At 59.1% G+C, this 6,976-nt stretch carries 5 protein-coding genes; 3 read left to right on the forward strand and 2 right to left on the reverse strand.

What is annotated here, in order from left to right; all coding sequences use genetic code 11:
• Nucleotides 1-6: 6 nt before the first annotated feature.
• Nucleotides 7-1,527: a hypothetical protein gene (locus PMI29_RS0129775; RefSeq protein ID WP_157221337.1), complete on the reverse strand. Its 1,521-nt coding sequence runs from the start codon at nucleotides 1,525-1,527 to the stop codon at nucleotides 7-9.
• Between the two features lie 204 nt (nucleotides 1,528-1,731).
• Here PMI29_RS0129775 and PMI29_RS28335 point away from each other — a divergent pair, with 204 nt between their 5' ends.
• Nucleotides 1,732-2,751: a quinone-dependent dihydroorotate dehydrogenase gene (locus PMI29_RS28335; protein WP_007993452.1), complete on the forward strand. Its 1,020-nt coding sequence runs from the start codon at nucleotides 1,732-1,734 to the stop codon at nucleotides 2,749-2,751.
• A 251-nt stretch (nucleotides 2,752-3,002) separates the two neighbouring features.
• Here the strand turns inward: PMI29_RS28335 and rmf are convergent, their stop codons facing one another.
• Nucleotides 3,003-3,218 carry a ribosome modulation factor gene (gene rmf / locus PMI29_RS30700; RefSeq protein WP_003223300.1) on the reverse strand — a complete coding sequence of 72 codons (216 nt, stop codon included), beginning with the start codon at nucleotides 3,216-3,218 and terminating at the stop codon, nucleotides 3,003-3,005.
• A 530-nt stretch (nucleotides 3,219-3,748) separates the two neighbouring features.
• Here rmf and rlmKL point away from each other — a divergent pair.
• On the forward strand, nucleotides 3,749-6,019 hold the full coding sequence (gene rlmKL, locus PMI29_RS28330; RefSeq protein ID WP_007993454.1) for a bifunctional 23S rRNA (guanine(2069)-N(7))-methyltransferase RlmK/23S rRNA (guanine(2445)-N(2))-methyltransferase RlmL: 2,271 nt from the start codon (nucleotides 3,749-3,751) through the stop codon (nucleotides 6,017-6,019).
• A 193-nt stretch (nucleotides 6,020-6,212) separates the two neighbouring features.
• A partial coding sequence (locus PMI29_RS28325; protein ID WP_007993456.1) for a CHASE domain-containing protein occupies nucleotides 6,213-6,976 on the forward strand: 764 nt, incomplete at its 3' end.

Here is a 6,976-nt window from a genome sequence, read left to right on the forward strand (position 1 = left end):
GAAGGGTTACACGGTTGTACTTTCCACTGGCCTATTGCCCTGATGAGCGTAGAAAAAACCTGGTAAGCCGGCGATGGCGACGGCGGCTACCACAGCATTGACCGCGTGATTTACCGCTGAAGCCGGTAAACCCAGACTGCCAAAGAAAGTCCCAGCGGAAATCGCGGCAGCCATGATCGCTCCGCCGAACGAGGTTCGCATTGCTGAGGTAGTCAGAAATTGATCGGCTACTTGTGAGGCGGAGGGGACACGCGGGGCTAAAGTGATTCGAAAGCCATCAGGCGCTCTTTCGCTCTGGAACATGCGCATTATTTCGCCACTTGCTACGTCGCTCATGATTTCAACCCCCGCATTGTAGACGCCCCGCAGAATGTCGTGTCCTAGAACAGGAGCAAGGGATTCAAGGATCTCTACGGCCCAGGTATCCGGGGTTGTGTTTGAAGTGACGAATGTGTGCATCCAGTTCATCAGTTGCGCTGCGAACCCGCCATCAGCAGTGGATGGCTCGCTACCGGCCGACATGGCATATCCGGCACCTGAGTTGGGCGCTGTGTGGTCCATGGCTGTTCCGAGAAGAAACTGTAAGGCTCCGTACAGGCCTGCATTGGCTGCCGTACCTGCGGGATTGATTTGTGCGTTGTCGTTTAAAGGAACAAACACCTGTGTGAGGTCGCGGGCCAAGGTGAAGAAAGCCATCTGCGGGCCGAATGAGGCGAGGGCGAGAAGCGCCTGCGGCGTGACCAGTGCAACTGCGAATGCGGCCAGTGATAACGACAAAGTGATCAGTCGTGACAGTCGCGTTTGAGTGTTTGCCGTGCCGTTCCATTCATCCCGAAGCGCGCCAATGATGTTCAGCGCCGGACCGATCATCAGAGAAGCTCCGGCTATGACGTTGCGGGTCAGCGGGGCGGCGGCGTTGGAGTCCAAGCCTTTTTGCGTGGCGAATCCGATCAGTTGGCGGATCGTTGTCAGGGTACCCACGATGAGCCCGGTTCGAAGGCCGCTAATCGTCAGGTTGCTGGCCAGGCGTCCGAGATCTCCTTCGAATTCGTTGCGGCCCAGTTTGCCCAGCAGTTCGCCGAGGGAGTCAACGATGGTTTGGGCGCGTTGTAGAACGATGCTGGTCCCTTGCTGATGTATTGGGCCTACGAACACCGACGTATCAACGATATCCAGGGCGAGGTGATCCTTTGCCTGTTTGACAGCATCGGGGTCACCATTCATCAGCGATATGAAGATGTCAGCTGTCGTTCCAGTGTGGATAGTGGCGTTCGCTGATACTTCTGCAATGACACTATCGAATTCTTCGGCGAGGTTTCCCATATCGAGTACTACGTCATTCGTTCGTAATTGATCGGTGTGCTCGTCAAGGGGGCCTGCATGTTCGGTAATCCCCTCGGCGATGGCTTGAGAGCAACCTTCCATTTCTATGATTGTTTGATCACAACTATTTGTTTGAGGGGGTGATTCGGTCGCGTATACAGCGGGTGGGGTTGAGGATGAGGCAGTTAATCCGGCTATAGTCATGTTTCGCTCTGTATGACGGAGGGGCTCGCTTGCGATCATTCAGCCTTTTGCGCCGTTGCGACTATCAAATAACGCTTCGCACGCGATACCTTCGACGGTTAGCCGCAAACAGTGATTTCTAATTAACAGGGGGCCTCGCTCGCAACGTGCTGGCCCGGCTATAATCGTCGCCTCAATTTGCCGCCAATCGAGTCAAACCCGCCCATGTACACCCTGGCCCGTCAGCTGTTGTTCAAACTTTCCCCGGAAACCTCCCACGATCTGTCCCTGGACCTGATCGGCGCAGGTGGGCGTCTTGGGCTCAACGGCTTGCTGTGCAAGGCCCCGGCGAAAATGCCGGTGAAAGTCATGGGCCTGGACTTCCCGAATCCCGTGGGGCTGGCCGCCGGCCTGGACAAGAACGGCGCGGCCATCGACGGTTTCGCCCAACTGGGTTTCGGTTTTGTCGAAATCGGCACCATCACCCCGCGTCCGCAGCCGGGCAATCCCAAGCCTCGCCTGTTCCGATTGCCGGAAGCCGAGGCGATCATCAATCGCATGGGCTTCAACAACCTCGGCGTCGATCACCTGCTGGCCCGCGTGGCGGCGGCCAAGTACAAGGGCGTGCTGGGCATCAACATCGGCAAGAACTTCGATACCCCGGTCGAGCGTGCCGTGGACGACTACCTGATCTGCCTGGACAAGGTTTACGCCCACGCCAGCTATGTGACGGTCAACGTCAGTTCGCCGAACACACCGGGCCTGCGCAGCCTGCAGTTTGGCGACTCGCTCAAGCAGTTGCTGACCGATCTGGCCGAGCGCCGCGCGGAACTGGCATTGCGTCATGGCAAACATGTACCGCTGGCGATCAAGATCGCGCCGGACATGAGCGACGAAGAAACCGCACAAGTTGCGCAAGCGCTGATCGAAACCGGCATGGATGCCGTCATCGCCACCAACACCACCCTGAGCCGCATAGGCGTCGAAGGCATGGAGCATGGCGACGAGGCCGGTGGTTTGTCCGGCGCCCCGGTTCGGGACAAGAGCACCCACACCGTGAAAGTGCTGGCATCGGAGCTGGGTGGTCGCCTGCCGATCATCGCTGCCGGCGGCATTACCGAAGGCAAGCACGCGGCAGAGAAAATCACCGCAGGCGCAAGCCTGGTGCAGATCTACTCGGGCTTCATCTACAAAGGCCCGGCGCTGATTCGTGAGTCCGTAGACGCCATCGCAGCCTTGCGCTAACCCCTGTGGGAGCGAGCTTGCTCGCGATGGCGCACTCACAGCCAACATCATTGTTGAATGTTAAGCCGCTATCGCGAGCAAGCTCGCTCCCACAGGTGGTGCATTCGCAGCTCAAGGTCGGTTTTTTTTTGCAGGCATAAAAAAGGGCTCCTCGAAGGAGCCCCTGGGCCGCAGCCCGCCGTCCGGATGGGACGTGCGTGGTTAATTCAGTACAAAATCAGATTGTCGTGTCGGAGTGTTTTGCCCTGTAATTAGCCGACGGCGTGAAGTTCGTTGAGTCTGTGGATTCCCGCAGTGCCGGTCATACCGTCCCAGTTGTCGCCGCGTCCTTCTCGCCAGCCGTTGATCCAGGCTTGACGTACCGACGGTAGAGTAAATGGGCAAAGCTCACGGGATTTACCACCAACGCCATATTGATATCCGCGCAAAAATGCTCTTTCCAACGGATCACGCTTAAGTCTTCTCATAGGGTGTTGCCCTCACTTGTTGACTGTATTTATCGCGTCGACCTCTATTGAGGTCTGGCAGAAAAACTCTGCCGTTGGCGGCTCGTTGCCGGCGTGACGAGCCAAGGTGTTGGCGTCATTGCGGCGCCAACCTGTATTGAGTTCTAACCAATGCGTCACATCGAGGGAATGATCGTTTTGTCATAAGAACGTAACTATTGATGTGCTAAGGCCATAAGTAACAGCGTGTTTTTACCGTATTTATTGGCCAAACCCCGGTATGATCGGCCCTGCGCTGGATGATGGGCTTAATCCTTTAGTGAGAATGGCTCCCGTTGCCGGGAGGCACTATTCGACGAAGGGTCGACTTATGACATTTTGTTGCATCAACTTTTTTATCTGTCCTTGCATCTAAGCTCATTTAACCCGGGCAGCAGGGGTGGAGCGGCACACCTTCGTGCCACGCGGGCGCTCTTCGAGAAAAGCGCCTGATTGAAAACCGGACCGGCAATGCGTTGCCCGGTCACTCAGCTAAAGGTTCTGGAATTCCCATGTCCGATCGTTTCGAACTCTTCCTCACTTGCCCAAAAGGCCTTGAAGGCCTGCTCATCGAGGAAGCCGTCGGGCTTGGCCTTGAGGACGCGCGGGAGCACACCTCTGCCGTGCGCGGCATGGCCACCATGGAAACCGCCTATCGCCTGTGCCTGTGGTCGCGCCTGGCCAACCGCGTTCTGCTGGTGCTCAAGCGTTTCCCGATGAAGGACGCCGAAGACCTGTACCACGGCGTGCTGGACATCGAGTGGCAAGACCACATGCTCAATGACGGCACCCTGGCCGTCGAATTCAGCGGCCATGGCTCGGGTATCGACAACACCCACTTCGGCGCGCTGAAGGTCAAGGACGCCATCGTCGACAAACTGCGCACCCCGCAAGGCGACCGTCCGTCCATCGACAAGCTCAACCCGGACCTGCGCATTCACCTGCGCCTGGACCGCGGCGAAGCCATTCTGTCCCTCGACCTGTCGGGCCACAGCCTGCACCAGCGCGGCTATCGCCTGCAGCAAGGTGCGGCGCCGCTCAAGGAAAACCTCGCGGCCGCCATCCTGATCCGTTCCGGCTGGCCACGTATCGCGGCCGAAGGCGGCGCGCTGGCCGACCCGATGTGCGGTGTCGGCACCTTCCTGGTCGAAGCGGCGATGATCGCCGCCGACATCGCGCCGAACCTGCGTCGTGAGCAGTGGGGCTTCACCGCCTGGCTCGGTCACGTTCCGGCGTTGTGGAAAAAACTGCACGAAGAAGCCAGCGAGCGCGCGGCGGCCGGCATGGCCAAGCCACCGTTGTGGATTCGCGGCTACGAAGCCGATCCGCGGCTGATTCAACCGGGTCGCAACAACGTCGAGCGTGCCGGCCTGAGCGAGTGGATCAAGATCTACCAGGGCGAAGTCGCGACCTTCGAGCCGCGCCCGGACCAGAACCAGAAAGGCCTGGTGATCTGCAACCCTCCGTACGGCGAGCGTCTGGGCGATGAGGCGAGCCTGCTCTACCTCTACCAGAACCTCGGCGAGCGCCTGCGTCAGGCCTGCCTGAACTGGGAAGCGGCAGTGTTCACCGGCGCGCCGGACCTGGGCAAGCGCATGGGCATCCGCAGCCACAAGCAGTATTCGTTCTGGAACGGCGCCTTGCCGTGCAAGCTGTTGCTGATCAAGGTGCTGCCGGATCAGTTCGTCACCGGCGAGCGCCGTACTCCGGAACAGCGCCAGGTGGAGCGTGAGCAAGCCGCCTACGATCAGGCGCCGAACGAACCGCAAGAACGCAAGTTCAACAAAAACGGTAACCCGATCAAACCGGTGCCGGCACCGGCTCCGGTGGCCGAGCAACCGCGCCTGAGCGAAGGCGGGCAGATGTTCGCCAACCGCCTGCAGAAGAATCTCAAGGCTCTGGGCAAGTGGGTCAAGCGTGAAGGCATCGACTGCTACCGCGTCTACGATGCCGACATGCCGGAATATTCCATGGCCATCGACCTGTATCAGGATTGGGTCCATGTTCAGGAATACGCCGCGCCGAAATCCATCGACCCGGAAAAGGCTTCGGCCCGTATGTTCGATGCCCTGGCAGCAATTCCGCAGGCGTTGAACATCGACAAGAGCCGTGTGGTGGTCAAGCGCCGCGAGCGTCAGAGCGGAACCAAACAGTACGAACGCCAGGCGGCACAGGGCAAGTTCGTCGAGGTCAATGAAGGCGGCGTGAAGCTGCTGGTCAACCTCACCGACTACCTCGACACCGGTCTGTTCCTCGACCATCGTCCGATGCGCATGCGTATCCAGAAAGAGGCGGCCGGCAAACGCTTCCTCAATCTGTTCTGCTACACCGCAACGGCCAGTGTGCATGCGGCCAAGGGCGGCGCGCGCAGCACCACCAGTGTCGACCTGTCGAAAACCTATCTGGACTGGGCGCGTCGCAACCTGTCGCTGAACGGTTTTTCCGACAAGAACCGCCTGGAGCAGGGCGATGTGATGGCGTGGCTCGAAGCCAGTCGTGACGAGTACGACCTGATCTTCATCGACCCGCCGACGTTCTCCAACTCCAAGCGCATGGAAGGCGTCTTCGACGTGCAACGCGACCAGGTGCAACTGATCGACCTGGCCATGGCGCGTCTGGCGCCCGGTGGCGTGTTGTACTTCTCCAACAACTTCCGCAAGTTCGAACTGGAAGCCAATCTCGGCGAGCGTTATGCGGTCGAGGACATCACCGCCCAGACGATCGATCCGGATTTTGCCCGCAACGCCAAGATCCATCGCGCCTGGAAAATCATGGCCCGCTAAATAGCTGTGTAGGAGCGAGCTCGCTCGCGATGGTCGATAACGATAACGCGTGCTTTCTGAATGCACGCGGTGTTCTTGAGTTCATCGCGAGCAGGCTCGTTCCTACAACGCTGGTCAAATTAGTGGCTAATAGCTATAACTCAACGCATGGCCAAAGGGTTTCTCCGCACCTGGCGTTTTGAGTTTGCGTTTTATGTCGTTGCACGCCGTGCGCCCAAAGATCCTGGGTTTTATCCGTGAAGATGTCTCGGCCTGGCTGGTCGCGCTGCTGGTATTGCTTGTCGGCGGGGTGCTCACCGGGTTGCTGGCGTGGTCGACGCTGAATCTGTTTCACCATCAATTGCGGCAACGCTTCCAACTGCTGGCCAGTGAGCGTTACAGCCGTATCGAAGAACGTTTCGAAGATCAGGAGCAGCGCCTCGACGGCCTGCGCCGGTTTTTCGCCAATTCCGATTCGGTTTCCCGAGCGGAATTCGACGGCTACACCCAGCCTTTGCTACTGCGAACCCAGGCGTATTCCTATGCCGAACGGGTCACTCGTGACCAGCGGGCGGCGTTCGAGCGTCGAGTGCGTGACGAAGGCTTGAGCAGCTTCACCCTGAGAGAGCTCAACGCCGCCGGCCAATTACAACTGGCGGGCGAGCGAGATGAGTACGTCGTGGTGCTGTATAGCCAGACTCAAAGCAAACTCGGCTCTCCCCTCGGTTACGACTTGCTGGCCCAGCCATTGCGGCGTGCCACGCTCGATCGGGTCGATCAGCATGGCGGCATGGCGGTGTCGCAACCGATGCATCTGGTGAGCATCGAGCCGGCTTATGCGCGAGGCGTGCTGCTGGTCGCGCCGGTCATGCAGCGCGACAGTCAGAACCGCACAACCACGAAACCCTACGGTTATGTGATGGCCGTGATCAGCATGCGCCAGTTGCTGGCGGACGGACTGCCGGAAGCGAGCCGCGA

The sequence above is a fragment of the Pseudomonas sp. GM49 genome (genome assembly GCF_000282355.1).
Taxonomy (GTDB): Bacteria; Pseudomonadota; Gammaproteobacteria; order Pseudomonadales; family Pseudomonadaceae; genus Aquipseudomonas.

Coding starts and splice junctions, on each gene's coding strand:
- PMI29_RS0129775 (WP_157221337.1), bottom strand. CDS start 1,527: ATGACTATAGCCGGATTAACTGCCTCATCCTCAACCCCACCCGCTGTA.
- PMI29_RS28335 (WP_007993452.1), top strand. CDS start 1,732: ATGTACACCCTGGCCCGTCAGCTGTTGTTCAAACTTTCCCCGGAAACC.
- rmf (WP_003223300.1), bottom strand. CDS start 3,218: ATGAGAAGACTTAAGCGTGATCCGTTGGAAAGAGCATTTTTGCGCGGA.
- rlmKL (WP_007993454.1), top strand. CDS start 3,749: ATGTCCGATCGTTTCGAACTCTTCCTCACTTGCCCAAAAGGCCTTGAA.